This is a genomic window from Gemmata palustris (genome assembly GCF_017939745.1).
GTDB lineage: Bacteria > Planctomycetota > Planctomycetia > Gemmatales > Gemmataceae > Gemmata > Gemmata palustris.
In genome coordinates this window covers 5,057,232-5,083,852 of sequence record NZ_JAGKQQ010000001.1, presented here as the reverse complement: position 1 = coordinate 5,083,852, position 26,621 = coordinate 5,057,232, and the positions used below count along the sequence as shown (strand labels likewise).

General features: G+C 63.1%; 26 protein-coding genes. 7 read left to right on the top strand and 19 right to left on the bottom strand.

The genetic code is table 11. The annotated features are described in order from the left end of the window. Window positions 1-51 precede the first annotated feature (51 nt). From J8F10_RS20860 to J8F10_RS20845, 4 genes are all read left to right on the top strand, one after another. Complete coding sequence (locus J8F10_RS20860; protein ID WP_210657026.1) at window positions 52-1,869, top strand: hypothetical protein; 1,818 nt, start codon at window positions 52-54, stop codon at window positions 1,867-1,869. A 173-nt stretch (window positions 1,870-2,042) separates the two neighbouring features. Further along, complete coding sequence (locus J8F10_RS20855) at window positions 2,043-2,387, top strand: hypothetical protein (protein ID WP_210657024.1); 345 nt, start codon at window positions 2,043-2,045, stop codon at window positions 2,385-2,387. 158 nt (window positions 2,388-2,545) lie between these two features. Then, the gene (locus J8F10_RS20850) at window positions 2,546-2,941 is read left to right on the top strand and encodes a BON domain-containing protein (RefSeq protein ID WP_210657022.1); all 396 of its coding nucleotides are present in this window, start codon (window positions 2,546-2,548) and stop codon (window positions 2,939-2,941) included. Window positions 2,942-3,220: 279 nt separating this feature from the next. Next, complete coding sequence (locus tag J8F10_RS20845; RefSeq protein WP_210657020.1) at window positions 3,221-3,553, top strand: TIGR02996 domain-containing protein; 333 nt, start codon at window positions 3,221-3,223, stop codon at window positions 3,551-3,553. A 5-nt stretch (window positions 3,554-3,558) separates the two neighbouring features. Here the strand turns inward: J8F10_RS20845 and J8F10_RS20840 are convergent, their stop codons facing one another. The 10 genes from J8F10_RS20840 to J8F10_RS20795 all read right to left on the bottom strand — a co-directional run bounded on the left by J8F10_RS20840 (window position 3,559) and on the right by J8F10_RS20795 (window position 12,852). Next, a complete protein-coding gene (locus J8F10_RS20840; RefSeq protein WP_210651479.1) occupies window positions 3,559-3,948 on the bottom strand; it encodes an IS1 family transposase in 390 nt (129 codons plus the stop codon). A 14-nt stretch (window positions 3,949-3,962) separates the two neighbouring features. Continuing rightward, entirely contained in the window at window positions 3,963-4,298 is a 336-nt protein-coding gene (locus J8F10_RS20835) for an IS1/IS1595 family N-terminal zinc-binding domain-containing protein (protein WP_246522721.1), read from the bottom strand. A 716-nt stretch (window positions 4,299-5,014) separates the two neighbouring features. Then, the gene (gene groL / locus J8F10_RS20830; protein WP_210657018.1) at window positions 5,015-6,652 is read right to left on the bottom strand and encodes a chaperonin GroEL; all 1,638 of its coding nucleotides are present in this window, start codon (window positions 6,650-6,652) and stop codon (window positions 5,015-5,017) included. Between the two features lie 67 nt (window positions 6,653-6,719). Beyond that, window positions 6,720-7,013, bottom strand: a complete 294-nt coding sequence (locus tag J8F10_RS20825; protein ID WP_210657016.1) for a co-chaperone GroES — start codon at window positions 7,011-7,013, stop codon at window positions 6,720-6,722. Between the two features lie 240 nt (window positions 7,014-7,253). Continuing rightward, window positions 7,254-7,463, bottom strand: coding sequence for a hypothetical protein (locus J8F10_RS20820; RefSeq protein ID WP_210657014.1), 210 nt, complete (start codon window positions 7,461-7,463; stop codon window positions 7,254-7,256). Window positions 7,464-7,781: 318 nt separating this feature from the next. Then, window positions 7,782-8,561, bottom strand: coding sequence for a DNA alkylation repair protein (locus J8F10_RS20815; RefSeq protein WP_210657012.1), 780 nt, complete (start codon window positions 8,559-8,561; stop codon window positions 7,782-7,784). Between the two features lie 29 nt (window positions 8,562-8,590). Next, entirely contained in the window at window positions 8,591-9,775 is a 1,185-nt protein-coding gene (locus tag J8F10_RS20810; RefSeq protein ID WP_210657010.1) for a thiolase family protein, read from the bottom strand. Between the two features lie 134 nt (window positions 9,776-9,909). After that, entirely contained in the window at window positions 9,910-10,878 is a 969-nt protein-coding gene (gene hemH / locus J8F10_RS20805; protein WP_210657008.1) for a ferrochelatase, read from the bottom strand. Window positions 10,879-10,986: 108 nt separating this feature from the next. Next, window positions 10,987-11,298, bottom strand: a complete 312-nt coding sequence (locus tag J8F10_RS20800; protein WP_210657006.1) for a 4Fe-4S dicluster domain-containing protein — start codon at window positions 11,296-11,298, stop codon at window positions 10,987-10,989. Between the two features lie 147 nt (window positions 11,299-11,445). Then, window positions 11,446-12,852 (bottom strand): RNA polymerase sigma factor, encoded by a 1,407-nt coding sequence (locus tag J8F10_RS20795; protein WP_210657003.1) that lies wholly within the window; start codon window positions 12,850-12,852, stop codon window positions 11,446-11,448. A gap of 216 nt (window positions 12,853-13,068) precedes the next feature. Here J8F10_RS20795 and J8F10_RS20790 point away from each other — a divergent pair, with 216 nt between their 5' ends. Together J8F10_RS20790 and J8F10_RS20785 are read left to right on the top strand one after the other, a co-directional pair. Further along, window positions 13,069-13,368, top strand: coding sequence for a hypothetical protein (locus J8F10_RS20790; protein ID WP_210657001.1), 300 nt, complete (start codon window positions 13,069-13,071; stop codon window positions 13,366-13,368). 211 nt (window positions 13,369-13,579) lie between these two features. After that, window positions 13,580-14,287, top strand: a complete 708-nt coding sequence (locus J8F10_RS20785) for a TcdA/TcdB catalytic glycosyltransferase domain-containing protein (RefSeq protein WP_210656999.1) — start codon at window positions 13,580-13,582, stop codon at window positions 14,285-14,287. On the opposite strand, the gene J8F10_RS20780 is transcribed toward J8F10_RS20785, so the two are convergent. From J8F10_RS20780 to nikR, 9 genes are all read right to left on the bottom strand, one after another. Then, complete coding sequence (locus J8F10_RS20780; RefSeq protein WP_210656997.1) at window positions 14,253-14,603, bottom strand: hypothetical protein; 351 nt, start codon at window positions 14,601-14,603, stop codon at window positions 14,253-14,255. The two genes, J8F10_RS20785 and J8F10_RS20780, sit on opposite strands and share 35 nt — an antisense overlap. 42 nt (window positions 14,604-14,645) lie before the next feature. Then, entirely contained in the window at window positions 14,646-15,902 is a 1,257-nt protein-coding gene (locus tag J8F10_RS20775; protein WP_210656995.1) for a hypothetical protein, read from the bottom strand. A 73-nt stretch (window positions 15,903-15,975) separates the two neighbouring features. Continuing rightward, a complete protein-coding gene (gene priA / locus J8F10_RS20770; RefSeq protein ID WP_246523470.1) occupies window positions 15,976-18,306 on the bottom strand; it encodes a replication restart helicase PriA in 2,331 nt (776 codons plus the stop codon). A gap of 120 nt (window positions 18,307-18,426) precedes the next feature. Beyond that, the gene (locus tag J8F10_RS20765; RefSeq protein WP_210656991.1) at window positions 18,427-19,272 is read right to left on the bottom strand and encodes a GAF domain-containing protein; all 846 of its coding nucleotides are present in this window, start codon (window positions 19,270-19,272) and stop codon (window positions 18,427-18,429) included. A gap of 278 nt (window positions 19,273-19,550) precedes the next feature. Continuing rightward, window positions 19,551-20,132: a DUF4276 family protein gene (locus J8F10_RS20760; RefSeq protein ID WP_246523468.1), complete on the bottom strand. Its 582-nt coding sequence runs from the start codon at window positions 20,130-20,132 to the stop codon at window positions 19,551-19,553. 1,560 nt (window positions 20,133-21,692) lie between these two features. Next, window positions 21,693-22,994: an AAA family ATPase gene (locus J8F10_RS20755; protein ID WP_210656987.1), complete on the bottom strand. Its 1,302-nt coding sequence runs from the start codon at window positions 22,992-22,994 to the stop codon at window positions 21,693-21,695. Between the two features lie 91 nt (window positions 22,995-23,085). After that, window positions 23,086-23,967: a metallophosphoesterase family protein gene (locus J8F10_RS20750; RefSeq protein ID WP_210656985.1), complete on the bottom strand. Its 882-nt coding sequence runs from the start codon at window positions 23,965-23,967 to the stop codon at window positions 23,086-23,088. Between the two features lie 116 nt (window positions 23,968-24,083). Next, complete coding sequence (locus tag J8F10_RS20745; protein WP_210656982.1) at window positions 24,084-24,956, bottom strand: hypothetical protein; 873 nt, start codon at window positions 24,954-24,956, stop codon at window positions 24,084-24,086. A gap of 109 nt (window positions 24,957-25,065) precedes the next feature. Next, window positions 25,066-25,509 (bottom strand): nickel-responsive transcriptional regulator NikR, encoded by a 444-nt coding sequence (nikR, locus tag J8F10_RS20740; RefSeq protein ID WP_210656980.1) that lies wholly within the window; start codon window positions 25,507-25,509, stop codon window positions 25,066-25,068. A gap of 106 nt (window positions 25,510-25,615) precedes the next feature. On the opposite strand from nikR, the gene J8F10_RS20735 reads away from it, so the two are divergent. After that, window positions 25,616-26,617 carry a DUF1559 domain-containing protein gene (locus J8F10_RS20735; RefSeq protein ID WP_210656978.1) on the top strand — a complete coding sequence of 334 codons (1,002 nt, stop codon included), beginning with the start codon at window positions 25,616-25,618 and terminating at the stop codon, window positions 26,615-26,617. Window positions 26,618-26,621 lie beyond the last annotated feature (4 nt).

Genomic DNA, 26,621 nt, shown 5'->3' with positions numbered 1-26,621 from the left:
GGTGAACATTTCCCCCTCTCAACGCCGGTGGTACTCGCGAGGTTCTTACTCATGCTGCGTCGCGTACTGTTCGCGCTCGCCGGAGTCGCGGTTGCCGCGCTCCTGGCGACGGATCGCACCCCGAAGGCACTGGCTGCCGAGGGCAGCGTTGCCGGTAACTGGCAACTCTCAACCGTTACCGCCGGTGGCGAATCGACGGTGTGCATCCTGAAGATCGAGACGAACGCCGGGAAGCCGTCGGTCGTTGTTCTGGCCGGGCCGCCGAACACGGAAACGACCGTGAGCGACGTCCGCGTGACGGACAAGACCGTGGCGCTGAACGTCAAACTGGTGCGCACGGTTGGGACGCGACAAGTTCCGACCGACTATGCGTTCGTTGGGGTTCGCGGGGCGGACGGAAAGGTGATCCTGGGGAGCACCGGCACCGATACGCTCCGCACCCGAGCCAAGCTGACCGCGACCGATAAGGACAAGCTCGAAGGCGAACTCTTCGTTCGCACGCCGCTGCCCGAACCGATGACGAAGCTCCAGCAGCTCAACAGTCGTGCAGCGACGGCGCAAAACAAGATGGTCCAAGAAAAGGATCAGGAGAAGCGGAAGGAACTGCAGAAGGAGTTCCTCGAAGTGCGCAAGGAAGTCGAGGAAAAGATCCCCGGTTTGTACAAGGAAGTGGTCGAGAAGCACGCCGACACGCTGTCCGCGGCCGACGCCGCGGTGAACCTGCTGGCGATGTCCGCGCGCACGAAATTGACGGCCGACGAAGCCACGAAGCTCGTTCAGATCGTGCAAAAGCAAGGCGCGCCCTACGGCCCGCTGTTTACGGGCGTCACGCTCGCGCGGGTCGCTGAAACGCTCGCCGCACAAACCGGGTTGGAACCGGTCGCGCTGGCCGCGATCGAGCCGTCCGCGAAGGCGCTGACGCAGGACGATTCGGCCGCGGTGCGGTCCACGATTTTGTCCGCGTACCAGCTCGCGCTGACAAAGAGCGGCAAGTCGGACGCGGCAAAGGTTGTGGCCGCCGAACTCGTCAAGTTGGAACTCGTGCTCGATGCGGAATACGTGAAGACGGTCCCGCCGTTCAAGCCGACCGCGTTCACCGGGCGCAAGGACAAGAGCGCGAATCAGGTCGCCGTGATGGAACTGTTCACCGGCGCGCAGTGCCCGCCGTGCGTGGCTGCGGATGTCGCGTTCGACGCGCTCCAGAAGTCGTACAAGCCGACCGATCTCCTGTTGATCCAGTACCACCTGCACATCCCGGGACCGGACCCGCTCACCAACGCGGACACCGTGGCCCGCGCGAAGTTTTACAACGTGAACAGCACCCCCAACACGTTCTTCAACGGCAAGGCGGCCGCGAGTGGGGGTGGCTTCATGCCCAACGCCGAGAGCAAGTTCGCGCAGTATCGTGGTGTTATTGATCCGCTGCTGGAAAAGACCGTTGAGACGAAGGTCGGTGGTCGGGCCACGCGCTCGGGCGACAAGATCGACATCGCGGTCGAGGTGACCGAGGGGGCCGGCGACGATCTGAAGCTCCGGCTGCTGCTCGTCGAAGAGAACATCAAGTACGTCGGCGGGAACCGGCTCCGCTTCCACCACCAAGTGGTGCGCGCGATGCCGGGCGGTGTGGACGGTGTCGCGATCAAGGACAAGGCGTTCAAGCAGACCGTGACGGCCGACCTGGGCGACGTGCGCAAGGATCTGACCAAGTACCTTGATGAGTACGCCAAAACCCGCGCGTTCCCGAAGCCGGACCGCCCGATGGACCTGAAGGCGTTGAAGGTAATTGCCCTGGTCCAGAACGACAAAACCAAAGAGATTATTCAGGCCGCGCAGATCGAAATCGAAGGCAAGGTTGTGGGCGGGCAGTAACACTTTCCGTTCCGGCACGGACCGGCGCCCCGGGTGGCGCCGGTCTTTTCGTTTCCGCGTTCGGGCACGGCGCGAAGCGCGGGTTTCTTCGCCCCGCCGTCTTTCCTTCACGAGTACGACCGGATATCTTCACCAAATAGCCAACTCATCACGCCGTCATGGAGGGACTCGCAATGACGTTCGAGATGGTCGTGCAGTTGCCCGTTACCGGCGCGTTCGGAACGGACGAAGAGTTCGACTTGCGCACGCAGTTGGAACGCGACTTCAACGCGGCGCTCGCCGCCGCAAACATGGGCGAGTCCGGGCGCGGTGAAACCGACGACGGGCGCATGAGTGTGTATCTGGAAGCCGTGACCGACCCCGATGCGGCCCTCCGCATTGTGAAGGACGTGCTCGCTCGTCACAAACTGCTCCACCGCGCAATGGTTCTTCTGGACGCGCGCTGCGAGGCCGATTCCGACGACATCGAGCGCCGGGTTCTTTGGCCGCTCCAGTCCGTGGCCGTGCGCGTGGCTTGAGTTTTCGTGTTCTACAAACGGGCCGATACTCCCCGCGCGCCGTTTTGGTGGTGCGCGGGGAGTATCGGCCCGCCGCCGTTTTCTCATCTCTGATTGCGCTGTCGCGGGGTATCGGGCATACTGGAGTGATTCGCCCGTGTTCCGTTCGGGTTGCTCCGATGCGCCAGTTCTCGGCCGTCTTGATTCTGGTGGCGCTGTTCCTGGTTCTCGTTGGCAGCCGGTTTCAGGCGTCCGACGGGGACAAGCTCGCGGCCGTATCGCGGCTCACCGCGCGGAAGGTACAAGCCGCGCTCCCGCCGGCCGTGAACATTGCGGCACCGGTGGACGCACTGCGGAAAGAACTGCCGACGCACGCCGACGATGTCGTGCGCGCGCGACTCGCCGCGGACAAGCGGTTCGTGGGCGTCGAGTTCAAGGTGACGGCGGAAGGGAACGTCGTGACGCTCCGCGGCGTGGTGCCGGACGCTCGCATCAAGCGATTGGCAGTCGGCGTGGCCGAGAACACGGTCGGCGTTGATAGGGTGGTGGACGAGTTGGCAATCCCGGCCGAATGAGGCGTGCGACCAGGGGCATCATCAGAGATCGAGAAACCGTGGGTAGTGTTGCGCGATCGAGCGTACAAATCCCAATCATCAATCCTTTCCGTTGAAACAAGTCCGTCCTGAATCGGAAACAATCGGGGTTGTAAATGCAGTAACGGTGCAGAGCACCGGAACACGACGAAACACGAAGGGCTTCAGTGGAACGAAGGGGAGCCTTGAGGTGGAATAGGTATCCCGCACCCGACTGAAGCGGTTCGTGCGACTCGTTCCCGAACGAGTTGAGGACGTGGCGTGACGATCGAAGAAAACGCGCTGCTCGCCGCGATCGCGGCAGAACCTGTCGAGGACGTTCACCGCCTGGCCTACGCCGATTGGCTCGATGAGAATGGCCGCCACGAGCGCGCCGAGTTCATCCGGGTGCAGTGCGAACGTGCAGTATTAGAACGTCCGGCCCGGTTGTTCAGTTGGCACGACCCCGAGTGCCGGCGGAACGCGGGTCGGCACCGGCGCCTGTTCGAGTGGCGCGGCGACTGTCAGCGGTGCGCCGAACTACGCGCGTATCACAGTGGTCTGGAACAACTCAAGACTCGAATCAAAGTGCTCCGCGAGCGCGAGCGTGGGTAGTGGCTTTACTGATGGCACAGGTTATAGAGCCGGATAAAGTACCAAAGTGCCCCGAGATGATTCCTCTCGCACTTGGAGAACGAGAGGGTCTTTCGCACGAACCGGGCGCATCGCTGGCGGAGGGTGAGCCAGAAGCGCTCGACATGGGCGGTGAGGCCCGTGTCCTTGCCCACGGCCCGGTGCCGGGCGCGTGGGATCGCTTGGCGGTACGAGGCGAGGAAGTCGGTGTACACGGTGACCCCGGTCCGGTACCCACGGGGCAATGCGCCCCAGAGGCGCTGGGCGGTTGCGGCGGACCGATCCCCGACGACCATCGCCAGAACCCGACGGGTGCCCTCGTCCAGGGCCACCCAAACCCACCGCACCTGATCCTTGGACCCTACGAAGCTCCACAACTCATCGGCCTCGATCACGACCGGACCGGACTTTTTGGGGGCGGTCCCGGGTCGCGCGGGGTGTCGTCCCGGTACAGGGCGTTGACGAACCCTTGGATCCAAGACCGGGACCGGCCGGTGATCCGGGCGATGGCTCGGATCCCGACCCGCTCGCCCAGCAACCGGAGCACCAGGGCTTGGTCGGACGCGCCGACCGGACCCTTCTTGGGAGCGGCCACGAACCGCCGGCGGCACGCCTGGCAGCGGAACACCGGAGTGCCAGAAGCGTTGGCCCCGTTCCGGACCACGTGAGTTCCCGAGCACCGGGGGCACGGCGGGATCGGGGCCAGGGCGGTAGCCGATTTGCTCATCCGGTCAGAGTAGGACCATGACACCGTTCAAGCCACTACCCGAGCGTGCTCTGTACCAAACCGCGGCTGTATGGTTACTGCCGACCATTCCGGCCACAATCACTCAAGTGGTGCTCGATTGGGGCGAGATCCGCGCCCCTCGTGCTGGCCTCATCGGGTGCTTACGCCGCGGTTTTGTCGACGGTATTACCTGCACGTTCGACGATTGGCTGGCGCACCGATGCGCGGTAGTCGCGGCTCAACCGGTGACCCGTGTGAAGCTTATAACACGTCCGGAAATTATCCCCGTGCGCCAGGATGGGGATATCGTTGGGTGGAGTATCGAACGCGGTCAGCATTTGTACCCCGCGGGGTGGTCCCCTGTCGCAATGGTCGAAAAGGAATGGCCCGGCGTTTCGTATGAGTTGCCACCGTCGTTCTAGGGTCGCAAACCGCAAGGGCTCCGGCTCCTCGGTGGTCGCGGCTCGTCAAACCGAGCTCGTCCTTGCAGGACTATAAATCGCTCTCATTGTCTGATCCGCGTTATCTGTGTTATCCGCGGTTCTTCCTTCTGCTTCTTGCGCACAGGGCCTTGCTGCCCCGCTCCCTCGCGGTCGCGGCTCATCAAGTTCTGAAAACGCGACCGGCCCCGGGTACTCAACTGTGAGTACCCGGGGCCGGTCGCGTTGTTACCAAGCCTTACGCCTTACAGTCTCGCGACCGCGGGACCGGATCGGTTAGTACATGTCGTCGTAGGCGCCGGGGGCCGAGTCCTTCTTGCTGTCCTTCTTCTGCTCTTCGGCGATCATCGCGTCGGAGGTGAGGAGCAGCGTGGCGACGCTGGCGGCGTTCTGGAGCGCACTGCGGACCACCTTCGTCGGGTCGATGATCCCGGCCTGAACCATGTCCACGTAGCGGCCCGCGCGGGCGTCGTACCCGTAGTTCTTGTCGTCCTTGGTGAGCACTTCCTTCGCGATCACGTTGCCGTCCTCGCCGGCGTTCTCCGCGATCTGCTTCACCGGCGCGCGGCACGCGCGGACGATGATCTTGTAGCCGACCTTCTCGTCGTCGGTCAGGCCCTCGGGGGCGGCCAGTCCGGTGCTGGAGCGGAGCAGGGCGGTGCCGCCGCCGGGCAGGATGCCTTCCTGGTGCGCGGCCTTGGTCGCGTGCATCGCGTCCTCGACCCGCATCTTCTTTTCCTTCACTTCGCTCTCGGTCGCCCCGCCGACGTTGATCTTCGCGACCCCGCCGGACAGCTTCGCGACGCGCTCCTGGAGCTTTTCCTTGTCGTAGTCGCTGCTGCTCTTCTCCAGTTCCTTCTGGATGGTGGCGATGCGCTCCTTGATCGCCGCCTTCTTGCCGCCGCCCTCGATGACGGTGGTGTTGTCCTTGTCCACCTTGATCTTCTTGGCGGACCCCAGGTCTTCGAGCGTGACGGTTTCGAGCTTCATGCCCAGGTCTTCAAAAATCGCCGTGCCGCCGGTGAGCACCGCGATGTCCTGGAGGATGGCCTTGCGGCGGTCGCCGTAGCCCGGCGCCTTCACCGCGCAGACTTTGAACTGGTAGTTCGACTTGATGACGTTCACCACGAGCGTGGCGAGCGCTTCGCCGTCCACTTCCTCGGCGATGATGAGGAGCGGCTTGCCCTGCTGGACGACCTTCTCCAGGATCGGGAGCATGTCGCGGGCGGCGCTGATCTTCTTCTCGTACACGAGGACGTAGGCGTCCTCGAGTTCGCACTCCATCGTTTCGGGGTTGTTGATGAAGTACGGCGACAGGTAGCCGCGGTCGAACTGCATCCCCTCCACGAACTCGTAGTTCGTGTCGATGGTCTTGGCCTCTTCGACGGTGATGACGCCGTCCTTGCCGACCTTGTCCATCGCCTCGGCCAGCTTCTTGCCGATGTCCGCGTCGCCGTTGGCGGCGACGGTGGCGACGTTCTCCAGGCCCTTCTTGCCGCCGACCGGGATGCTCATTTCCTTGAGCTTGGCGACGATGTCCTCGACGGCCTTTTCCATCCCGCGCTTCATGAGCATCGGGTTGGTGCCCGCGACGACGGCCTTCAGGCCCTCGTTGAAGATCGCTTCCGCGAGCACGGTCGCGGTGGTGGTGCCGTCGCCGGCCACGTCGGAGGTCTTCGACGCGACCTCCTTGACCATCGCGGCGCCCATGTTCTCGTAGTGGTCGGGGAGCTGGATCTCCTTCGCCACGGTCACGCCGTCCTTGGTGACGGTCGGGCTGCCGAACGACTTCTGGATGATGACGTTGCGGCCCTTCGGCCCGAGCGTGACTTTGACCGCGCGGGCCAACTTGCCGATGCCGCGCTTCATGGCGTCGCGGGCTTCCTGGTCGAACGCGATCTGCTTGGCTGACATGCTTAAACCTCTGTCGGGAGTGTTTAGTGTTTCGTGTTGGGTTATTGTTCGGTCGCGGCTCGGGGCGTTACCCGAGAACGCACAGCACGTCGCCTTCGTGCATCAGGAGAATTTCGCCGTCGGCGGCGCGGTCCTTGAACTCGTCGCCGGCCCACGAGGTGAAGAGCACCTTGTCCCCGGCCTTGAGCTGCATCGCGGCGCGGCTGCCGTCCGGCTTGAGTTTGCCCGGTCCGACGGCCACAACGGTCCCGCGCTGGGGCTTGTTCTTGGCGCTGTCGGGCAGCAGGATTCCGCCGGCCGTCTTCTCTTCGGCGGCTTCGCGGCGAACAACGATGCGGTCGCCGATTGGTTTCAGGCCCATCACGGCTCCTGTGACTTAAAAAGCGCGAACTCTGATTGTGAGCACCGTTACATGCAAGAAGCGTGCCCGGCTTATGCTTGTGTGCAGAAGTGGCTATGATGTCGAGAGTTGCGTCAGGATTGAGTTGCGGTGAAGTGGGTGTTCCTGCCAGGATTGCGGCGGGGCGGAGGAAGGGGGCTGACGCTTTGTCAGGGGTTGGTGTTCGTATCTGGATCGATTGAGGGTATGCGAGGTGCAGGACTATGACAGCCTCTCAAGAGCCGCACGGATTTGCTCGTTGGTTTCGTCGCCCGGCCACTTACCCTCGACCATATCGGAAAGCGTCTTTCCTTCTGGGATGGGTGTCGGTGGTGGTATAATCGCGGAAAGCCGGCGCCGGGCTTCCTCCTTGTCCGCTTCACTGCGGTTGGCGAGCCACGCGAGTTCTTGTTCCAGTTGTTTTAGTGTCATGATTCGTCCGCGGGAGGGAGATCGAGGCGGAACGTGTCGCCAGGAACCATTGGTAGCCATCCGGCGCGAAGTGCGCCTCGAATACCGGCTGCTACGCGCCGAGGAGTTATGATTACATCCGGAGGTGCTTCTCTTCGTGATGGGTGCAGCCCACCATAGAGCCGCAACGTTCGGCCGGTTCCTTCTGCGAGCCAAACATTTACGATGAGATGGCCGTCGTGCGCGGTTTGGTCGTACTCGACTTCGGGCGGAACGCGCCACCGGTATGCCACGCCATCAACCACGATCCGCCGCGAGTACTTCTTCGAGATCGCCACACTATTTCCCTCCACCCACATTTCGCAGTGCCCGCTGGCTGATGCGCGCGGTCGCGTCGGTGGGTGACTCTCCCTGCCATCGCGCGCAGAGCGCTTTGACCCACGCCGGTTGGCTCTTGGCCGCGTCGTTGAGCCAGTTGCCGACGGAATCCTGAACGTACTTCGCTGGGTCAGCCTTGAGTGGTTCCAGCAGCGGAAGGGCCAACTCCGGGTTCTGCTTCAACGCCTCGATGTGCGCGCACCAGACTCCACGCGGACGGGTGGCCTCGCTCGCGAACCGGCGGACGTTCGGCGACGGATCGCGAGCCCACGGCTCCAGTGCCTTCACCGCGTGCCCGACGTTCTTCGCGAGGTGCGGCCGGATCGCCATCCACGCCCACTCGCGCACGCCGAAGTGTCGATCGTCGGCCAGCGGGCGGATGAGTGTAAGCTTCGTATTGAGTTTTAGCTTTGGGGCACGCCCGATGACGTAGCACGCCCACCCGCGGACCGTGTCTGATGGGTGTTCCGCGATCGCCGGCAAACCGTCGAGCGTGAGGTGGCGCAACAGCACTTCGCCAACGGCGTCCATGCGCCGGGTGACACCCTCGCTGGCCATCTCGCGAACGACCGCGACCAGATCCGCGGGCACGTCCGGTACCGCCGCGACGAGCAGCGCCGCGAAGTCGATGGCCAACCCTTCGGCCAGCGTCGCGGACGCCGTGGTCCCTGCGTTCAGTTGCGCGAGCAATTCGGGCGAAATGTCTGCCCGACGCGACACGCCTTTCCGTACTTCGTCCATCCGTGAACCTCTAGTATTTGCATGAACCGCTACACTCGCTCCACGATCACCGCGACGGCGTTTCCCCCGCCGAGGCACAGCGACGCGCAGCCGTAGCGCTTGTTGTGTCGCTTGAGCGCGTGAATCAGCGTGACCAGCACCCGCGCGCCGCTCGCACCGATCGGGTGGCCCAACGCGACCGCGCCGCCGTGAACGTTCACCTTCGACTCGTCGAGGTCTAACCCCTTACCGCACGCGAGCATCTGGGACGCGAACGCTTCGTTAAGTTCCCACAAGTCGATGTCAGAAACCGCGAGCTTCGCCTTCGCGCACGCGGCTTTCACCGCGGTAACCGGGGCGATGAAGATGTCCTTCGGGGCAACGCCGCTCATGGTGTAGCTCACGATCCGCGCGAGCGGTTTCGCACCATTTTCCTCCACGAATCGTGCTGATGCGACCACGACCGCTGTGCCGCCGTCGGAGAGTTGCGATGAGTTGCCCGCGGTCACGGTGCCATCGGGCCGAAACGCGGGTTTCAGCTTCGCCAGCCCCTCAGCCGTTGTGTCGGCGCGAATCCCTTCATCCTTCTCCACGGGCGGAACCGGCTTCTTCGGGTTTGCGGCCTGGAACTGGACGGGTACCACTTCGTCCGCGAACGCGCCGCTCGCCCACGCTGCGGCCGCGCGCTGGTGGCTCTGCGCCGCGAAGCGATCCTGGTCAGCGCGGGAGACGTCGCATTTAGTCGCGATGTGTTCCGCGGCATCGCCCATCGGCCAGTTCTCGAACGCGCACCACAGCCCGTCGTTCACGAGCGCGTCAGTGGTCGTCTGATTACCGTACTTGTAACCCTGCCGGACGCCTTGGAGCAGGAACGGCGCGCGGCTCATGCTCTCCATCCCGCCGGCGACAACGACGTTCACGTCCCCGGCACGAATGCTCTGAGTCGCGAGCATCACCGCTTTCAGCCCGGAACCGCAAACCATGTTCGTGGTGTGGGCAGGGATCGTGTCCGGCAGACCGGCAAAGATCGCGGCTTGGCGCGCGGGGGCCTGACCCACCCCGGCCTGCACCACGTTGCCCATAATCACGTCTTCGACCGCTTCCGACTTCACGTTCGCACGCTTGAGGGCTTCCGCGATGGCAATGGCCCCGAGTTTCGGCGCGGGAAGCTCGGACAGCCCGCCGAGGAACTTGCCGATCGGCGTGCGGACCGCGGAAAGGATGAACGCATCCATGTGGAGCCTCGAAGTGCGGAGAGTTGCTATTGGAATGATACGCGGGCCATCAACTGGCGCGCGTAGTCACTTCCGGAACCGCGCGTAGCCCCAGTCGGGTGAATCCGGCCCGCAAAGGTAGCGGGTCGTGCAACTTACAGCCAGCCGTGGCCTTCGTCGCGGAGGATGCGGGCCATGCCCTCGATCCACTTCGGGTGGTCGTTGAGGCAGGTGCCGTTCTTGAGGTGTTCGCCGCCCGCGTGCTCGAAGATTTCGCGGCTCTCGTTGCCGATCTCGTCGAGCGTTTCCAGGCAGTCCGCGGTGAAGCCCGGCAGCGCTACATACACACGCTTTGTGCCCTTCTTCGCGAGGTCCGTCAGCACGTCGTCCGTGTACGGCTTCAGCCACGCGCTGCGCCCGAAGCGCGACTGGTACGTCTGCGTCCAGCGGTTTCGCGCCCAGCCCATCCGCTTGACGAGGGCTTGCGTGGTGCGCACGACGTGCGTCGCGTAGGGGTCGCCCCTTTGTGCGTACTTTTGCGGGATGCCGTGAAAGCTGATGACGAAGTGTTCCGGCTCCCAGGGGAGCTTGGCCAGATCGTCGCGAACGACCGCTTCGAGGGCGTCGAGGTACCCGGGGCGGTCGTAGTACGGCGGCACCACTCGCACCGCGGGTACCCGGCGTACCTTCGTGAGCGCTGTAAAGAGGGAATCGGTCGCACTGGCGAAGGACGTGGCGGAGTATTGCGGGAACATCGGCAGCGCGATGATCTTGTCTACCCCGCTATCGACCATCTGTTTGATGGTGTCCCGCAGCGGCGGGTTCCCGACAATCATCCCGAACCGGACCGGGTTGTTGGGGAAATGTGCTTGCAATAACTCCGTCTGGCGCACGGTGTAATGCAGAAGGGGTGAGCCGGTCTTTTCGTCCCAAATGCGACGGTACTTCTCGGCCGACGCCCCCGAGCGGAACGGCAGGATGCGGAGGTAGAGCAGGGGTAACCAGATCGCGCGTGGAACTTCGATCACGCGCCGGTCGGACAGGAATTGCCGCAGGTACGGGAGCAGCCCGCCGTAGGTGGGGCGGTCCGGTGTGCCGAGTTGGATGAGGACGAGGCCAGTCATTTTCAGAGTCCCAAGTCGTCAGGTCGCAAGTCGTAAAGTCGAAGACTTCGGTCGATCAGGTTTACGACTTTACGACTTGCGACCTGACGACTTGGGACTGAGCAGCGGCTATTTCTTCTTGCAATCCGGCCCTTCCTTGGCGGGGCTCTTCTCGGTGATGTGGGCATCACCGCCGGCCGCCTTCAGTGCGGCGCTGCGCTCGACGTTCAGTTGGATGTAGCTCGTCCACTGGGACGGGGTGTTCGGCTCGGAGTAGATCGCCTCGACCGGACACTCCGGGACGCACGCCTCGCAGTCGATGCAGTCTTCCGGGTCGATGTAGAGCATCGTCTCGTCCTGGTAGAAGCACTCCACCGGGCAGACGACGCAGCAGTCGGTATACTTGCAATCGTTACAGTTCGCGGTAACTACGTGGGGCATGATAGTTCAACTCCATCTCGGAATGGGCCGTAGATGGTTGAGTATTACCACTCGGCACCGTAACGTCAAGGTAGTCGCCGACATCGGCGCGGCCCGTGTTTTTTGCTACCTGAGACGGGGTCTCACTGCTCCGACCCCGCGAGTCCCCTACTTCCCGTTCTTCACCTTCCACAGCGCCGCTTCGAGTGCCAGTCGGTGCCGGATCGCGTGATTGAGATTCATGGGTCGGATGGCACCGGCTTCCACGCGAAGGTGAGTGGATCGTTCTAGTTTCTTGGCGAGTATGAGCAGCTCCTCGAGCCACGGAACGAGTTCTTTCGGCTCCTTCGCCCACAACTCTGCTACTGTCGCTTGCATGTCGGACAAGCAATTGTATGTGAGGGGGACGTCGGCTTCTCTTGGCCCCACAACCTCAAGTGCTTCCTGAAAACGTTGAAATTCTAACGTGCCTTGGTGTAGGCGCGCTTTCAACAGTTTGCGGAGCGTGTCATCAGTCGCTTCAATTTTCAGAACGATTCCCCCGGTCAGTCGCGGACACAACTTCTCGAAAGCGGCTTTGCGCTTCTCGGGGTCATTCGGGTCCGGTTCGGGTAAGGCGAGTTCGGGAAATGCTGTCGGTGGGATGGCCGGCGTGCCGGTTGTCTGGCCTTGAATCCACTTCTCGTCGGCGGGTTTGTCCTTCGCCGGTGCGGGATTATCGGCCATGACCGGAACGGGCGCGAGCGCGATACCCGGGAGCGGGGCCAGCCCTTTGCCGTCACCAGAGGCCAGTGCGAATACGCTGCCTATCCCGAGCAAGCCGGCAACGCCGATGCCGCCGGCCCACGTCCAACTCGTCGTTTTCAGCATTACAAGGACTCCTTCGGTGAGAGAGACGACCGCGGGCGGCGCAGTGCCCGCGGTCAGGGATCGAGCGTTCGCGATCAGGTGCGGAGGGGCGGTCAGTGCGGGGATCAGTGCGGCGACCGGCGCCAGCCCGCGAAGGGCGAGTCGCTCGCGGAGTTTCGCCCGTGCGCGGCTGAGGCGCCCGGACACGGTGCCGATCGGCCAGCCGAGTGCTTTTGCCGCGTCCGCGTGCGACAGGCCTTCGAGGTCGCACAGCACAACGGGGAGGCGGTCGCGCTCGGGGAGCCGCGCGAGTTCCTCGTGAACGGCCACCGCGCGTTCCGTATCGGGCCGGTCCGCGAAGGGCGCCGGGATCGCGTCGAGTTGGTTCGGTTCGAGAGGGGAATTGCGGGCCGCACGCTCACGGAGCTTGAGCGACGCATTCACTGCCACGCGGTGCAGCCACCCGCCGACACACGGCGCGCTGATCGTCTTGGCCTTGCGAATGAGCGCGAGAAACGTGGCCTGGAACGCATCTTCGGCGTCGGCCTCGGACCGGAGCGTGCGCCGACACGTGGCCCATACCGCGTCCGCGTGCCGGCGCGCGACCAACTCGAACGCGGCCGAGTCGTTCGACGCGACGAATCGGCGCAGCAACTCCGCGTCCGCGACGTGATCGGTCGCGGGCGGCGCGGACGCGAGTAATCGAAGTAGCAATCGGCGCGACATAACGCGGATTCGTGGGGTAATGGGTGCTCGTCCCCATACTGATCCGCGAGCCGGCCAGATTCATACACGGAAACGCCGGAAATTTTTGTGCGGCCTGTCTCGGCTTGCGTGCGCGGTGTTGCATGTGCGGGGCACACATGCTGGGTGGTTGATCTGGTACTCGGGAGAGAGTAATCTCGGAACCGGGCCGATCAACACTATCCATTCGAGGTTCCCATGAAGGCGATCCAGTACCTTACGATCTTTTTCGCTCTGATCGGCACCGTAGCTGGGGTACGTGCTGCCGAACTGGTGACACAGACTGAAACGGTCGAGCGCGTCAAGGATGGGCGGATCTTCACGGACTCCGCGAAGGTGTTCCAGCCGGGCGATGACACCAAGATCGTCAAGAAGACGGCGACCGGCGAGGCCGAAGCGAAGCTCGCGGACATTAAAGAGGGGGACACGATCGAGATTCAGACCGAGAAGGGGAGCACGGACATCAAGAAGATCATCATCAAGAAAACGAAGAAGTAATGCTGCCTTCTCGCTCACTGCCGCGCTAGACAACGGTTGCGCGGCAGTGGAGTCGATCGCGTGTTGGCGCGGGAATCGGGCGTCATCGTCCTCGATCAGCCGCGACTTTTCTGCGCAGGGTGAAATAAAATCGCCGGCGCCTTCGTAATACTTTGCACACTCGCCGCCGTTGTTCGCCTGTCAACAGCACTCGAAATCGTGGGCACTGTCGATGATTAAGAAGCTTCACTTCATCTGGGTCGGGAGCTTCGTCCCGATGAGCAAGGACCGGCCCTACTTTCAGCGGATTCAGAAATGGGCCACGGTGAATCGGGGGTGGCAAGTACACCTGTGGTACAGCAGCCAGACCCTGGACAACCTGGGGCTCCACATGATGGGGCGCCTGAAGCGCGAGTTCTCCGGGATCACGTACATGGACTGCGGGCAGTCGTCGAAAAAGGTGCTCGTGGGGCTCGACGACATGTTCTCGGACGAGCTGTACCTCAAGTACCCGAACTACGGGGCCGCCAGCGACATCCTGCGGGTGGCGATTCTGATTAAGCACGGCGGGCTGTACCTGGACACGGACGTCGATACGGGTAGCCCGCTCGGGAATCTGGCCGCGCCGCACAAGTTCCTCGTCAACCAGCCCCTGGAGGGCGCTTACTCGAACGACGTCCTGTACGCGGGCAAAAAGGGGCACCCGTTCTTCATCAAGTATCGCAAGCAGATGATCGAAAGCTACAAGACCTACTCGGCCAAAACGTGGGCCGCGGACCGCCGGACGAACAAGGACACGAAGAACGCCTGGACCCAGATGGCGACCGGACCCGGCTGTTTGACGGACGTCATCAACGAGGGGTACAACAACTTGGGGCCGTCGATTCTGTTCCCGAAGGATCGAGTCACACAGACCTCGTCGGACTGCTCGTGGCTGTAGCCCGTTGTCGCCCTTCCGAGTGTGGGCTGCCGAATTTGTTTGGCAGCCCACTCGGTTCTGATCCGCCCTGCCAATCGTACCGATGTCGACCGTGTGGCTCATTCGGTGTGTCCTTCCCCAGTCCCCCGTTCCGAACGCGCATCTCCAGCCCGCCGTCCTTGATTCGGTAGTCTTCCTTGTCCAGGCCGATTGGTTCCCACTTCTTGGACAACCCGTTCTTGAAGTTGTCCTCGAAGATCACCTCTTCGGCCGAGCCGCGGCTCGAACCGATCAGGAACACCAGCGCCGCGACACCGAACGTTGTTGACGTGGGCATATGTCATTCCGAGATGAGGTCGATTGTGCGATTGGCTTTCGATCACTTCGCGTTCTTGGCCTTCCACAACTCGCCTTCGACTTTGAGGCGGTGCCGCGTTGCTTGATTGAGTTCGTGTTGCCAAACGGCCCCAATATCCGCGCGCAGTTGCATGCGCCGCTCGAATTCCTTGGCCTCGACCAAGAGTTCTTCGAGCCAGGGGATTAGTTGCTTAGGCCCCTTCCCCCATAACTCGACCAGAACGGCGAGCATATCGTTAAGGCAATCGGAACGGGTATTTACCATCTGGAATCCCTGTTCCCAAGCCCCGTCCCAGAGTTGGTGGATTTCGAGGGCGCCTTGGTGCAGGCGCGCCTTAAGGAGCTTTTGAAGTGTGCTGTCGCCGTCCTCGATCTTCAGCCCCGTGTTCCCGGTGAGCCGGGGACAAAGTTTTGCGAACTGCGCCCGCCGTATTTTCCGGTCCCTGTCGTTCTTGTCGGGAGGTGGAAGCACGATGTCGGGGAACAGGCTCGGGGGGCGCTTCTTATCCGCGAGCCACTCGCCATCAGTCGGCTTCGCGCGCGCGGCGTCTTTCGGTGCTGTGGCTTCGTCGCGTTGCGCGTTGACGTTTGTGACCTTCCACAACTCCGTTTCGGCCTTGAGCCGGTGGCGGACCGAGTAGTGGAAGAATTGAGGGGGTAAGGCGCCGGCCTCGACGCGAAATCGCATGTGTCGCTCTCGGTCCTTGGCAATGGTGACGAGCTCTTTGAGCCACGGGACGAGTTCTTGTGGCCGCCCGGGCCACAATTCTAGGGCTGTGTCTTGAATACCTTTGAGGCACTCGAAGAACGGTAGAGGGGACAGTTTCGGACCAGAGCGAAACGGCATGTTTTCAATCGCGATAAAATCGCAATGTTCCAAAACTCCCTGGTTTAGTCGGCCCTTGAGCAGTCTTTGGAGTTCGTCGTCGGTGGTGTTGATTTTCAAGACGATGCTCCCGCGGAGGCGCGGCAACAGTCGGTCGTAAGCCGCTTCCAGATCCTTCAGGAACACCTCGTGGTGCTCGTACTTGCCGTCCCATTTGGGAGGGACAAAAACGAGATCGGGAAACGCGCTCGGAACAGTGCCGTCAATGATCGGGTCTTTGCCCTTTTGGTACTCGATCTTCTTCGGGAGCCATGCCTCGTTCGGGGGCACCTCTTTCGGTGCGGGAGCCGTTGCCGGGCGTGGCTCATCACGCCCTTGGGATAGAGACGTAATGGCCAATACGCTCCCCGCGCCAATGGCGACGGCCCATGCCCAATTCGTTGACTTCGGCATCCCAGGTACCCCCGAAACGCGATCGGTTCAGTCCTTGTTGGACTGAACCGATGGTAGCGCGCCGCGGGGCGGATCACAACATGCTGTACGGGTCGATGTCCACCTGGAACTCGACGCCGCTGGGCGGTTTCGCGAGCGTCAGCACGTTGCGCAGGACTTCGTGCAGCACCGCGCTACTGTCGGACTGGATCTGGAAATGGAACCGGTAGAAGTTGTTCAGCCGGAACACCGGGCACTCCGCGGGACCGAGTAGTCGCACCGGCGTTTGTCCCTGTGCGGTGGCGGCGCGCCTCATCGCTTCCTTGAATGCACCGGCCAACGTGTCCGCGAACGTTGCCGCGGCCTCCTCTTTCTCGCTGCGAACGATGAGGCGCGCGAGGCGCTCGTAGGGCGGGTACTTGTGCAACTTCCGGTGGACGAGTTCGAGCTTCGCGAACTCGCCGTAGTTGTGGTGCGAGGCGAGCGTGATGCACGGGTGGTCCGGTGTGAACGTTTGCACGAGCACCTGTCCGCCCTTCTCGCCGCGCCCGGCCCGCCCCGCGACCTGCGCGAGCAACTGGAACGTGCGCTCCGCGCTGCGGAAGTCCGGTAAGTGCAGGCCCACGTCCGCGTTCACCACGCCCACGAGCGTGACGTTGGGGAAGTCCAACCCCTTCGCGATCATCTGCGTGCCGACGAGGATCTGAATCAGCCCGTCGCGGAACGCATCGAGCACGCGCTGGTGGCTCCCGGGCTTCGACATCGTGTCCGAGTCCATCCGCTGGCACACGTTACCGGGGAACTTCTCCTCGATCTCGACTTGCAGTTTCTCGGTTCCCAAACCCTGGTAGCGCATGGCGGGCTGCGCGCACGCGGGGCATTTTTGGAACGGCGCCGTCTCGAACCCGCAGTAGTGACACATCAGCGAGTTCTTCGTGCGGTGGAACGTCATCGCGAGGTCGCAGTGGGCACACTGCGCAACGTGCCCGCACGCCTCACAATGCACGTGCGTGCTGAACCCGCGGCGGTTCAACAGCAGGATGATTTGCCCTTTATCCTTGAGCGTTTGCCGCATCGCGGATTCGAGCGTCGGGCCGATCGCGTAGTGCTTCCCGTGCGGCTTCGGCTCGTGCCGCAGGTCCACCAGTTTCACCGCGGGGAGCGGGCGGCTCGCGACGCGGTTCGGCATACTCAGGACGGTGTAGTTCCCGCGCTCCGCGTTCGCCCAGCTTTCGAGACTCGGCGTCGCGGACCCCATCAGGATGGGAATGCCCTCGAGCCGGGCGCGCATGACCGCCACGTCGCGCGCGTGATAGCGCGGCGTCGATTCCTGCTTGAAGCTGTTCTCGTGCTCCTCATCAATCACGATGAGGCCGAGCTTCCGCGTCGGTGCGAACACCGCGCTGCGCGCGCCGACGACGACCTGAATGTGCCCGGTGGCGACTCGGCGCCAGTACCCACCGCGCTCGGCGTCGGTGAGGTGGCTGTGGAGCACCGCGAGGTTCCCGCACCGGCCCTTGAACCGCGAAATCGTTTGCGGCGTGAGCGAGATTTCGGGCACCAGAACGATGACTTCCTTGCCCTGTTTCACCACTTCTTCGATCGCGCGAAGGTACACTTCCGTCTTACCGCTCCCCGTAACGCCGTGAAGCAGGAACGGGTGGTAACCGCCGGTTTCGAGCGCGCCTTTGAGCTGCTCCCACACGCGGAGTTGGTCCGCGTTGAGCGCGATCTCGACGTGCGGCGCATCGGTCTCGGACGTGTCTTCGGTGTCGGCGCCGGGGGCCGCGGCGGGCGTTTCGATGCGCTCGCTGAACTTCCGCACGAGCCCCTTCTTGATGAGCCCCGCGACGACGCCCGTCGTACACTTCGCGAGCCGGGCGAGTTGGAGCACTTCGAGCGGCCGGTTCTCTTTCTTGAGCTTGTCGAGCGCGGCTTTTTGTTGCGGCGTGACGGTCGGGAGCGGGTTCGGCAATTTTTCTTTGGGAATCGGCTCGACGAACGACGCGACGCGGGTGCCCGCGTTGTCGCGCACGCCCGCGGGGACGACCGCGTGCAGCACCTGGCCCCACCCGCAGAGGTAGTAGTCCGCCATCCACCGCGTCAATTTCATGACGTGGTCGTCGACGATGGCGTCGTCGTCGAGCACGCGGGCCACGGTCTTGATCTCGTAGCCGGAAGTGGGGCGCACGTCGGTCACGCGGACGCAGAACCCCGCGGTGCCTTTGCCGCCCTTACCGAACGGTACTTCGACGCGCTTCCCGACGCCGATTTTCGCAACGAATTGTTCGGGGACCGCGTAGGTGTAGGCGTGGTCGAGCGGCCGATCGAACACGATGTCCGCGAACAGCGTCGCGGGCGCGGGGACGGGTTTGGGGAGTTCGCGCTCGTTTTCGACTTCAAACAGCGTGTTGGGGGCCGTCATGGCCGGTCGCTCCGCGGTGTCGGGCGTCAAAGTGTGCATGCGCCCAGTTTAGCAGCGCGCGCCGACGCCACCAAGGACGGTTGCCCAACCGGTGTTATCGGCAAAATGGGTAGGTGAAGATTACTCGGCACAAACTGGAGCGGCGCAAACGCTATCGGGGTTGGGAGTTGCCGTGTTACCGGTCGCGGGTTCGTTGTCGTGCTGCGTGTCGTGTGCCGCGGTGCGATTGCTGCGATCGAGTGACAGTTGGGCGATGCCCTCGGGACTGAGCCCGTGGGTCACGTGTAGCCCGAACCACTGGTCGAGCAGCGCTTCCACCGAAATCCACTGGCCGCCCACCTCGAACCGCTTGGTGAGGAAACACATCCGCACGAGTTCGCCCGCTTCCGGGCGCCGCACCTCGTCCCGCAACCGCGTGTTCTCGCTTTGCAGTAGGGTCGCCATTCCCCGGGCCTTGTTCGTCTCGGTTTGGGACCGCAAGTATTCCAGGGCTAGCGCGGTCGAATCGGCTAGAGATTGGAGCCACCGCACTTCGGTCGGGGTCGGGCACGCGGTTCGGGCCCAGTACACCCCAATGGCCCCGACTGGGCCGAGGGACCGGATCGGCACCACGGCCAAACTTTTGACGAACGTCACGCGGTAGGCGTCGTGCGGGATGCGATCGTCGAGGTAAATATCGGGGATGAGTGCGGGCTGACAGTTCCGCATGACCCACCCGCTGATGCACGCCTCCATCGGGAACCGCTTGCCCTTCCACAACGGGGCGATCGCGTCCTCGTCTGCGTAGTAGCACATCTCCCGGTCCCGCAGGACGAAGCACGCCCCGTCCGCCCCGGTCACGCGCCGGGCCGCGACCTTAACGATGTTCGTCACTTCCGCGACGGTGCGGGCCGACGAGAGGCGCTGAACGGCGTCGATGAGTTGCTCCGCGGCCTCCGCGGTGGGCGGGTCGTTCTGTTGGCTCATCGCAGTTCTCGGTTCGATCGGAACTTGTGGGCGTAGGTATGAGTTGAGTATAGTCCGCGAACCGTCCTGGGACCGTAGGCGCGCACGTTATGGGAGGCGGACTCGTTACGATAATTGGTGCCTGGGGCGGAAAAATGAATTGTCAGAAGAAGGAAGACATCCTTTTCGCAGGGTTTTATCGCACGTGCTGCCACTTGATGACGTGTGGACGATTTTAAAGTTTGCAAATATGAATCTCGACCTGCCTACCGCGTTTTGGCTAAACGAACCGGCGAGCGCTACTCCGGCAGTGGATCGGCCGGAACTGGGGCGGGCGTTGACGGGAGGCGCGCTGCGAGTTCTCGGCAAAGCTTATCGAACGACGGGGCGCTATCGCGGCACTCCTGGAGCGCCATCGCACGAACGAAGACGTCCGCGTCGACCGTCTTCTTGTACTTTCGCGTTTTGTTCTTGCTGCGGAGCTGTCTGTCGAGCCAGCCCGCACCGTTGCAGTCTTCTGGGGCGGGGCGCGGTGGCAGCAAATCGGGGCGTTCGTTTACACCCGCGAGTGTGGACGCTCCCGCGACGATCCAGTTCTCGAACATCTGCTTCGCGAATACACAGGTGATGTCGAGGTCACTACGAAGGGCTTTCGCCGCTGTCAGCAACCTCGGGGCGAGTCTTGCCGGGCAATCTGTCTCTGCGTCGAGGAGTATGAGAACGACCCCCTTCGATTCTCGTTCGCGACGAAGGCCTGTACTTTCCGCGAAGTTATAGGCGGTTGGCGTAAGTTGTGGGGCCGGGGTAGACGAGTGCCGGCCCGTCCGGGAGGATGGCGTTACCACACGACCTCCCGACCCGAACGGACGCGGCCATGCCATCTTCGCATACTCGGCCCCTCGGTGCCACTGGTTTTCAACCCTGGCCAAGGCTCTGGACCCGCGGTCCGGGCGGCGGCTCGCGGTCCTGTTCCTCGGGATCATCCTGACCCGCGGGCGCCGCACCCTCGCGGGTTGGATCCGGGCCGCCGGGCTGTCGCCCCAGTACCGCCGGTGCTACGCCACGGCCGCGGCCGTGGGGCGCACACCGAGCGTATCGCCATGCGGTTGTTGGTCGAGGTTCTCAAGCCCATGGTGGCCGTTGCGCTCGGGTGGTGCTGGCCCTCGACGACACCCCGACGGAGCGGTACGGGCCCAAGGTTCGAGGGGCCGGGGCGCACCACAACCCGACACCCGGGCCGGCCGGGGCCCGTTCGTGTACGGGCACGTGTGGGTGGTCCTCGGGTTGTTGGTGGGACACCCCCTCGGGGGATTGTGGCCCTCCCCTGTTGGCCCGCCTGTACATCCGCCGCAAAGATCTCAGGGCCATCCCCGGGCCGGACCGGCCCGAGTTCGCAACCAAGTTGGTGATGGCCGTGGACCTGGTCCGGTGGGCCCACGGGTGGCTGAAGACGTGGGGCCGGGCCGTGTGGGTGGTGGCCGACGGGGCGTGCCAAGGCCCCGGTGCTCAAGGCCCTACTCGCGCTCCGGGTGACCATGGTGAGCCGGCTCCGCAAGGACGCGGCCCTGTGGACGGTGCCCCCGGCCCGCGATCCGAGCGCCCCCGCGGGCGGCCCCGCGTGTACGGGGAGCAGCGGGTGTCGCTCGCCAAGCGGGCCGGGCACAAGGGCGGGTGGACCACGGGCACGTTCACCCTGTATGGGAAGCCCGTGGAGAAGCGGTACAAGACGTTCGAGGCCACGTGGCGGCCGGCCGGGGGGCACGATCCGGGTCGTCCTGGTGGACGAACCCAAGGGGTGGGTCGCGTTCTTCTGCACGGACCCCACGGCCTCCGTGGCCGACATCCTGGGCCTGATCGCGGACCGGTTCTCGTTGGAAACCTGTTTTCGAGATCTCAAACAGGTCGCGGGCGCCGGTCACCAGCAGGTACGCGGGGTCGCGTCGAACGTGGGATGCTTCACCTGTGTGCGTGGTCCCTCACGCTCACCGAGGTGTGGGCCTGGAACCAGAAGGCGGATGAACTGGTGGCCCATCGGGCGGCCTCCCCGTGGGACGATCCGAACCGGCGCCCGAGCCACGCGGACAAGCCGGGCCTGGCAACGGGAGCTGCTGGCCGAGGAAATTCAGGCCGTTGTGGGCGAGCACCACGACCCCGCGAGAATCCGCGCCCTCGCACCGGTGCCTGGATCTGGCTGCTTAAACGCTATAAGTTCGCGGAAAGTACAGGAAGGCGCTGAGCTAATTTTAGTGAAGCCTCTGCGATCTTCGAGGCAAACTCGGTATGAGCGGGATTGATGAATGAATCTCGCTTACATCGTGATGGCGTGAGAATGTGTAAGCGGATTGGTTCACCAAGTAATTCCTTCCAAATTCGCTGGAGTAGTCGCTCGGTTGCTCCGCCAGCCTCGGAATGGCCTTCGACGACCAGAGAAATGTAGAAGGTCATGTGGGCAACTCCGGCACCTGCCCAAGCCTCTTTTGCCGCTCCAAGTCATCAATGTCGGGTTCCAAAAGATTGTCGCGTTCTAGTCCGCCGAGCGTATTCAATTTCCGGTGAACGATTTCGACGCTCGCCTCATCCACCGGAGCAATCACGGTCTGGCCATCGATCATCTGGACGACCCGAATGTTCTCCGGCTTAATCGTTGGGTTGTCGAGCATCTCCGCGCTGTGTGTCGTGAGCAGAATCTGCGTGCGGAGGGTGGCCTCATCGAGTGCATCTACCAGCGCACGCATTGCTGCTGGGTGAAGTGAGGTTTCGGGTTCTTCGATGGCGACGAGACTTGGCGCGCTGCCACTGGGGGTGATTTGGTATACAGCCACTAGAGCCGCAAGTACTCGCAAAGTACCATCGGACATGCTTCCCGCAGGGAAGTCCAATGGGGGATGCCCGATCGACGTTTTCACCGAGAATCGAAGCGTCTCATATTCGTTGATGGCTTCTGGGTGAACATCTACGATTTGTTCAGTGATCTTCGATAAATACGCGCGAACTCGTCTCCCCGAATTTGGTACTAAATTATCAATTCGACGCAAGATATCGGGTAGATTGCGTCCCGATTTTTCGAGGAGCTTATTCTGAAAGTGAGTGTGCGGAGCCCGCATCACACCTGGGTGAAAATTATATACTCCAATGCTCTTTAAAAGCTGTTGAAATCCCGTATCCGACCAACCAGCTCGCTTACTCCCTGCCAGCGCAAAGTCGGTTGGGTACATCGAGTCAAGGTAATCTTGTGTGTGTTGTACGTCACCTTTAAATGCTTTAAGGAGAACTCGATGTAACTCGGCTCGGCTTGGGGCAATGGGCTTCAACTCGGTTCCGCCGGTCGTTATCAGTTCTTCATTCGTGATTTCAATGTTTTCTTTATCGGTGAGGCCCAGTGTCAGCCTGTATTCAACGACGCTCGTAGGAGGGAGATTCGGAGCTCGATTTGGGATTTCGGCCTCAAGAACAAATTCAATCTCAGTCGCCTGGGCAGACCGACAAGCAATCGAGGAGAGTCCGCCGTGCCGCTTAATGGCCTCGGCAATGTTGAGATTCATCAGTGAATCTAGGAACGCGAGCGCGTCCAAGAAGTTACTCTTTCCCGAGGCGTTGCGGCCGACCAAGATCGTGAGCGGTTCGAGCGTGACGTCGCAGAACGCGATGCTCTTGTACCCGCGAATGCGCACGCGGCGGAGGAACGGGGGCTTGCTCCGCGCGTCGATGGTGTCGTTGGGTTCGGTGCCGGGCGCGGTGGCCATTTGCTTCCTGACGCGAAAGGATCGGGCGTGTTCAGGGTAGCGAATCGGCTCCGGTGACCGCAAGTTACTTCAGCCACAAATGCGCGCTGCCTCACATCCACTTCCAGTTGTGGCGCGTGAACGGCTTCAGGTCGGCGTCATCAATGAACGCGAACGTGCTCTCGTCCCCGTTCCACTCCAGCACCCCGACGCTGCCGGGTTCCGGGTGGCCGTCGCGGGTGCGCAACTCGAACCCTGCGAGGTGGTACACCTCCGTGCGGCCGTAGTCGCGCTCGATCCTGCTACCAGCGCCGCTGTAGTGCCCGAAGAACGCGAACCGCGGTTGCGCCAGTTCGATCAGCGCGAGGAGCAGGTCGCTGCCGTAACCGATGCGCTTCGCGTCCTTCGGTGCGTCGTGCATCAAGAGCACGTCGAACGCTTCGAGCGCGAGCCGGTCCACGGCTTTCTCGTGGATGTAGCCGCGCGGCGGTAAGTTCTGCCGCGCGTTCGGGCCGCCACGGTCGACGCCCCACACCGCGGCAGCCTTCAGGCCGCAAGCAAACGGGTGAACCTCGCCGTCCTTGATGCCACGAACCCGACAGTAGGCATCTACCGCGAAATCCGCTTGCTTGCCGGACGCCCGTGCGAAGCGCTCGAGTTCGTCGAAGTCTTCGTGGTTGCCCGCGGTGAACCAGAGGTCGAACGTGCAGTTCGGGTCGTCGAACACGCGGTCCGCGATCTCGGTGCGGACCACCACGTCGAGCGAACCGAGTTCGAGCGGGTCGCCTTTGGCGTGCCTGAGCGTGGCTTTGTCGCAGTGCGAGATGTCCGTGTAGTACCCCATGTCGCCGACCTGGAGCAACCCGGCCAGATCGCATCCGGTTCGTGCCGACCAGTACGACGCGAACCGGAACGCCGGCAGGATGCGCCCGTGCAAGTCTCCGAACACGAGGAAGACCGGCGGGGGATTGGGTTGCGGTGATGGGACGTCCATGCCGACAACGACACGTCGGGCACAAACGAGGTTCGGCGCCGCGGCTCGCGGCCCGTCACTAAACGGAAGAAACCCGGCGGGAGCCGGGTTTCCGAGACGTTGTTTTTATGCGATCCTTATTTCCGTTTGGTGGTGGACTCGCCCGAGATCGGGCCGGACATCTTGATGTCGACCTTGATGTCGTCCATCTTCTGCGTGCCTTCGAGTTTGATCTTGCCCGTGAAACTGTCCTTCACGTTCACGCCGGTCTTGAGCGACTTGTAGGTGGTGATTTTCAGCTCCATCTCCACGTCCACGGTCGGCTCGCCGTCGTCCTTCATCTTCGCGGTGATCTTGCCGGACGACTGGATCACGGCGCACTCCTCGTCGCCCACTTTTTCCACCTTCACGAACTTCTGGTCGAGCTTGCCCTTCACGTCGCTGAACGAGTTCCCGAGCATCTTGGTGAGCGCGGCCGCGTCCACCTGCCACGTGTGGCCGACCTTCACCTTCTCCGTCGGGTACAGGTCGTCGTCGTTCTCGATCCCGTTGCGGCTGTCGAGTTCCTTCTTCTGCTTCTCGGTCGGCTTGGTGTCCACCAGCGAGTGCTTCCAGCTCTTGCCGTCGCGCTCGCTGATGACGGTTTCTTTTTCCAGCGCCGTCGGTTCGGTGTGGGCCATGTCCTGGCCGCCGAGGTTGGCGGTCACGTCGGCCCGCTCCTTGATGATCTTGGTCTGGCACTTGGTGACGTTCCGCCCGTCCACCGCGAGCACTTTGGCTTCTTCTTCGCTGGTGGCGACCAGGGTGATTTTCAGGTCCACCGACTGCCCGGCGATCTTCATCGTGGTGTCGGCGTCGCTGATCTTGAGCGTGCCCTTGCTGACGAACACTTGGCCCTTTTCGGGGGCCGGCCCGCGCAGGTCGAACGTGTCGTCGGCCGCGCGGCACGGATTGACGACCCCGGTGAACAGTACGGCCGCGGCGCCGATCACCCACTTGAACTTGAGCATTGGTCGTTCCCCTTCCAGAAATGTGTCTGTCAGCCCCTTCATCTTCCGGGTTCGCTCGCCAAAGGGCAATATTTCCGCGCGGAAAGTGACGGCCGAGCCGCCCGGTGAATTAGTGCGGGTGGGGGTGCGGGTGATCGTGGCCGGGTTCGGCCGTCCCCGCGAGTGCCAGCGTGCCCGTGTGAACGCCTTTCAGTCCGCGAATCGCGGCCGCCAGGTTCTGCAGCGCCCCGCCGGGGCCGCGCAGCACGATCACTTCCATGCAGCGGTCGTGGTCCAGGTGGACGTGCATTGATGCCACCACTTGGTTCGCGTGGTCGTGCTGAACGGCGAGCAGTTTCTCGACCAGGTGCGGGCGGTGGTGGTCGTAGACCAGCGTGAGCGTGGCCGTGACCGGGCGGTCGTCCGCATCGAATGCGTCGCGCGTGAGCGTTTGCCGGAGCAACTGCCGAATGGCCTCGCTCCGCGTGGCGAACGAGCCGTCGCGGACGAACTGGTCGAACGATTCGAGCAGGTCCGATTCGAGCGACACCGAAAAGCGCGTGAGATCAGACACAACGGCCTCCACTCCCCATGCCGCCGATTCTACACACGCTTTTCACTTGTCTATGGCTCCCGTCGTGATATTACGATTGTGAATTTCTTCACACGGGGCCAGACCGATGCGAACCACTCGCTCACGCCGCGCCGGTTTCACGCTGATCGAGTTGTTGGTGGTGATCGCGATTATCGCGGTCCTCATTGGCTTACTCCTCCCCGCGGTGCAGAAAGTGCGCGAAGCGGCCGCGCGCATGAAGTGTCAGAACAATCTCAAACAGATCGGGTTGGCGCTGCACAACCACGAGAGCGCGACCGGCACGTTCCCGAACGCCTACTGGCGGAAGACGTGGGCGGTCGATCCCACCAACCCGAAGGGACACTTCCGCTGGTCGGCGCTCGCGCAACTCACCCCGTACCTGGAACAGACCGCGGTGTACAACGCGCTCGACCTGAGCGTACCGCTGTACGGTGGCGGGTCCGTTCAGCCGCAGGTGATCCCGTTCCCGCAGAACCGGGCGCCGCTCGCGGCCGTCGTGTCGACGTTCCTCTGCCCGTCGGACGAGTTCCGCGTGGTGAAGCCGGACCAGGGACCGAGCAACTACGTCGCGTGCGTGGGGAGCAACGCGAGCGGTGATGCCCTCACGGGCGATGGCATCTTCTACGGGGTCGATCGGGACGTGGTGCTGAACCCGGGCGTGCGGATCGCGGGCGTCACGGACGGCCTGAGCAACACGGTCGCGTTCTCGGAATCGTTGCTCGGTGCCGGCGGAACCGCGCCGGCGGGTGCCACCGATGTTCGGCTCTTCTACAAGGACGTGAACGCGCTAAGCCAGGCGAATTGCGACGCCAGCACCACTCTGGTAACCGATCGTGGTGCGCTGTGGGCGGACGGCGCGTACAACTGCGGGCTTTACAACAACGTGCGCACGCCGAACAGCCCGCTGATGGACTGCGTGCAGCACAGTAACCCCGCATGGAAGGCTGCGCGCAGCCGGCACACGGGCGGGGTCAATGCGTGCCTCGCGGACGGGAGCGTGCGGTTCGTGACTAACAGCGTGACCGCGCAATCATGGGCCGCGGCCGGTACACGGGCGGGCGGTGACCTGCCCGGCAACGACTGGTAAGAAC

Bases quoted from the DNA above. Each gene is read 5' to 3' on its own strand.
- J8F10_RS20775 (WP_210656995.1), bottom strand. From the start codon at position 15,902: ATGCCGAAGTCAACGAATTGGGCATGGGCCGTCGCCATTGGCGCGGGG.
- J8F10_RS20820 (WP_210657014.1), bottom strand. From the start codon at position 7,463: ATGACACTAAAACAACTGGAACAAGAACTCGCGTGGCTCGCCAACCGC.
- groL (WP_210657018.1), bottom strand. From the start codon at position 6,652: ATGTCAGCCAAGCAGATCGCGTTCGACCAGGAAGCCCGCGACGCCATG.
- J8F10_RS20835 (WP_246522721.1), bottom strand. From the start codon at position 4,298: ATGAGCAAATCGGCTACCGCCCTGGCCCCGATCCCGCCGTGCCCCCGG.
- J8F10_RS20860 (WP_210657026.1), top strand. From the start codon at position 52: ATGCTGCGTCGCGTACTGTTCGCGCTCGCCGGAGTCGCGGTTGCCGCG.
- J8F10_RS20810 (WP_210657010.1), bottom strand. From the start codon at position 9,775: ATGGATGCGTTCATCCTTTCCGCGGTCCGCACGCCGATCGGCAAGTTC.
- J8F10_RS20855 (WP_210657024.1), top strand. From the start codon at position 2,043: ATGACGTTCGAGATGGTCGTGCAGTTGCCCGTTACCGGCGCGTTCGGA.
- J8F10_RS20765 (WP_210656991.1), bottom strand. From the start codon at position 19,272: ATGAGCCAACAGAACGACCCGCCCACCGCGGAGGCCGCGGAGCAACTC.
- J8F10_RS20745 (WP_210656982.1), bottom strand. From the start codon at position 24,956: ATGCTCAAGTTCAAGTGGGTGATCGGCGCCGCGGCCGTACTGTTCACC.
- priA (WP_246523470.1), bottom strand. From the start codon at position 18,306: ATGACGGCCCCCAACACGCTGTTTGAAGTCGAAAACGAGCGCGAACTC.
- J8F10_RS20790 (WP_210657001.1), top strand. From the start codon at position 13,069: ATGAAGGCGATCCAGTACCTTACGATCTTTTTCGCTCTGATCGGCACC.
- J8F10_RS20750 (WP_210656985.1), bottom strand. From the start codon at position 23,967: ATGGACGTCCCATCACCGCAACCCAATCCCCCGCCGGTCTTCCTCGTG.
- J8F10_RS20825 (WP_210657016.1), bottom strand. From the start codon at position 7,013: ATGGGCCTGAAACCAATCGGCGACCGCATCGTTGTTCGCCGCGAAGCC.
- J8F10_RS20850 (WP_210657022.1), top strand. From the start codon at position 2,546: ATGCGCCAGTTCTCGGCCGTCTTGATTCTGGTGGCGCTGTTCCTGGTT.
- J8F10_RS20780 (WP_210656997.1), bottom strand. From the start codon at position 14,603: ATGCCCACGTCAACAACGTTCGGTGTCGCGGCGCTGGTGTTCCTGATC.
- J8F10_RS20785 (WP_210656999.1), top strand. From the start codon at position 13,580: ATGATTAAGAAGCTTCACTTCATCTGGGTCGGGAGCTTCGTCCCGATG.
- hemH (WP_210657008.1), bottom strand. From the start codon at position 10,878: ATGACTGGCCTCGTCCTCATCCAACTCGGCACACCGGACCGCCCCACC.
- J8F10_RS20795 (WP_210657003.1), bottom strand. From the start codon at position 12,852: ATGTCGCGCCGATTGCTACTTCGATTACTCGCGTCCGCGCCGCCCGCG.
- J8F10_RS20815 (WP_210657012.1), bottom strand. From the start codon at position 8,561: ATGGACGAAGTACGGAAAGGCGTGTCGCGTCGGGCAGACATTTCGCCC.
- J8F10_RS20735 (WP_210656978.1), top strand. From the start codon at position 25,616: ATGCGAACCACTCGCTCACGCCGCGCCGGTTTCACGCTGATCGAGTTG.
- J8F10_RS20755 (WP_210656987.1), bottom strand. From the start codon at position 22,994: ATGGCCACCGCGCCCGGCACCGAACCCAACGACACCATCGACGCGCGG.
- J8F10_RS20800 (WP_210657006.1), bottom strand. From the start codon at position 11,298: ATGCCCCACGTAGTTACCGCGAACTGTAACGATTGCAAGTATACCGAC.
- J8F10_RS20760 (WP_246523468.1), bottom strand. From the start codon at position 20,132: ATGGCATGGCCGCGTCCGTTCGGGTCGGGAGGTCGTGTGGTAACGCCA.